Annotated in this window: 1 protein-coding gene; it reads right to left on the bottom strand. The window is 47.6% G+C overall.

Going from position 1 to position 2,397, the window contains the following annotated elements:
- Window positions 1–77: 77 nt before the first annotated feature.
- A complete protein-coding gene (locus tag PsWM33_RS09715) occupies window positions 78–2,312 on the bottom strand; it encodes an SEL1-like repeat protein (protein ID WP_063300086.1) in 2,235 nt (744 codons plus the stop codon).
- Window positions 2,313–2,397: the final 85 nt, after the last annotated feature.

Here is a 2,397-nt window from a genome sequence, read left to right as displayed (position 1 = left end):
TCTCTACTTTTAAACTCGATCAATTTCAGGGGGGATTACCGGGATTATCCGTTCGAAGTCAGTTTGCGATATAGTTTCTATGGCGTCCAATCGCTGTTTTCTTTTAACTTCTCATAAAGAGCGGATTGTTTTTGTTGGGCTTCAGACAATTCTTGTAGTGTGAGCTTCTTCAAGACCCTATCTCTAGCACGTGCCGCTAACTCAAACCCTCTCTTGTCAGCTACCATAGAATACCAGATATATGCTTGTGAATAGTTTCTATCTATACCTACACCTTTTTCGTAGCTGTCTCCGAGAGAAAATTGTGCTCTGGCATAACCTTGCTCAGAAGCAAGTTTGTACCATTTTACTGCTTCAGCATCATCTTGTGGTGCACCTATTCCTCGGGAGAGCATGACACCGAGATTATGTTGTGCCTTGGCAACGCCCTGCTCAGCGGCGAGCCTGATCAACTTCGCAGCCTCCACATAGTCTCTTGGTACGCCTTCTCCTTTGAGGTGCATATACCCGAGATAACTCTGAGCTGCGGCATGGTCCTGCTGAGCGGCGAGCCTGTACCACTTTACTGCCTCTGCATTATTCAGTTCTACGCCTTGGCCATTGTCGTACATGACGCCGAGATAGGTTTGAGCGGCAGCATGGCCCTGCTTGGCAGCGAGCCCGTACCATTTTACAGCCTCCGCATAATCCTTTGGTATGCCATCTCCATCACCGTACGCACGCCCAAGTTTATATTGAGCTTCAGCGTCGCCTTTTTCAGCGACTCGAACTATAGATTGAAAGTATTCACCACTGAGCTTTTGTTTGACAATGACTTCATCTTGTTGGGCTTGCGCTAAATCTTTCCGGTTGAGCTTACTTGCGGCCAGATCTCTCGCTTTTTCCGCCTTCACAAACCCATTTGCAGCTGCAATAGAATACCAGACATATGCTGGTATATAGCTTTGAGCGACGCCGTTGCCCTTCGCATACATACCACCGTAATTATATTGCGCCCTTGTATGGCCTTGTTCGGCGGCGGACTGATACCATTCGATCGCCTCTTCATAATTTTGAGCGACGCCTTGTCCATTGGCGTACAGCTCTCCGAGATTATTTTGTGCCTGAGAATGGCCCAGCATAGCAGCGTGCTTGTACCATTTTGCTGCCTCTTCATAGTTTTGCACTACACCTTGCCCAATGGCATACATATACCCAAGATTATATCGCGCTGAGGTGTGACCCCGTTCAGCAGCCAGCTTGTACCATTTTGCCGCTTCCTCATAATTTTGAGTAACGCCATCTCCATCGGCGTACAGTTCCCCAAGGCTGTTTCGTGCTTCAGCATGATTCTGTTCAGCGGCTAACTTGTACCATTTTAAGGCTTTTTCATAATTCTGAGCCACGCCTTGACCGCTTTTATAAAAGTCTCCGAGGCTATTTTGGGCTTGGGCAAGGCCTTGCTCAGCAGCCAGCTTGTACCATTTCGCTGCCGCCTCATAGCTTTGAGTGACGCCTTGGCCATTCTTATACAAATCTCCGAGATAATTTTGTGCTTGCCATTGCCCTTGCTCAGCGGCGAGTTTGTACCATTCAGCTGCCTTTGCATAACTCTGAGCGACCCCTTGGCCACTGGTGTAACTGACTCCGAGATTGTACTGTGCAAAGGCGTAGCCCTGCTCAGCGGCAAGTTTGTACCATTTTGCCGCTTCCGCATAATTGCGTGGTACACCTGCACCAATGACGTACATGAACCCGAGATTATATTGCGCAATGGGATCACCTTGCTCAACAGCCAGCTTGTACCATTTCAGAGCCTCAGCAAAATCCTGCTGTACGCCTTGCGCATTTTTGTGCATGTCTCCAAGATTATTTTGGGCTGTGACATGACCTTGCTCAGCGGCGACCTTAAACCACTTTAGAGCCTCCACATAACTCTGTGGTACGCCTTGCCCGGTGAAATACATAGCGCCAAGACTATTTTGCGCATCGGCATTGCCCAGTTTAGCGGCGAGCTTGTACCATTTTAGAGCCTCTACAAGATTTTGTGGTACGCCCACTCCGTTTTCATGGATGTACCCGAGATTATATTGCGCGTCGCTGTCATCTTGCTCAACTGCGGCTCTGAACCATTTCTCCGCCTCAGTGTAACTCTGTGCTACGTTGTCTCCTTCATCATAGGCGACCCCAAGTTTATACTGCGCTGCGGCATCACCTTTTTCTGCGCTTTGAGTAATAGATTGAAAGTCTTCACTATAAGCAGGAAAAATCTCCGAAAATGACGTGGCCATAACAAAGGCCCATAAGGTTATTTTGGTAAACAGCGATGACATGCTTTTTTTCTAAATCTAATATGGAATATACAGAACATTGATTAGTAGAGGTGGTTCCGTTTATTTGGACAGGTGAGCGTCTTTT

Source organism: Pseudovibrio sp. WM33 (assembly GCF_001623165.1).
Taxonomy (GTDB): domain Bacteria; phylum Pseudomonadota; class Alphaproteobacteria; order Rhizobiales; family Stappiaceae; genus Pseudovibrio.
This window is presented reverse-complemented; position numbering and strand designations above follow the sequence as displayed.